Origin of the sequence: Nocardioides humilatus, from assembly GCF_008373755.1 — a bacterium.
Taxonomy (GTDB): Bacteria; Actinomycetota; Actinomycetes; order Propionibacteriales; family Nocardioidaceae; genus Nocardioides; species Nocardioides humilatus.
In genome coordinates this window covers 1-318 of sequence record NZ_VUJV01000092.1, presented here as the reverse complement: position 1 = coordinate 318, position 318 = coordinate 1, and the positions used below count along the sequence as shown (strand labels likewise).

Here is a 318-nt window from a genome sequence, read left to right as displayed (position 1 = left end):
GGCGCGACGACCGCAGAGTGGGCCAGAACGGGAGTGTGTACAAGAGCGGGGTCCTTGCGCACGACGGCGTTGAATCCAGAGTGAGCATCAGCAGCGTAATCGACAGTGCGCTTAGTACCGTCAGATTCCAAGAGAGAGTACTGTCCTACTACGCTGTCACCGACGCGGGTCTCGTGCTGGCTCTTGACGTCGCCGGTGTGGGGGTCTGACACGCCGTAGGAGAAGCTGGTGTAGTCGCCATGAATCGCGCTAGCGTGAGCGGCCGCGACCAAGAAAGCAACAACGACGAACTTAGCTGCCATTTTGAATAGGTTTTGC

General features: G+C 58.5%; 1 protein-coding gene. It reads right to left on the bottom strand.

Annotated features, from left to right (window positions below; genetic code table 11):
* On the bottom strand, positions 1-302 hold a 302-nt coding region (locus F0U44_RS24090), incomplete at its 3' end, for a chitin-binding domain-containing protein (RefSeq protein WP_149730603.1).
* Positions 303-318: the final 16 nt, after the last annotated feature.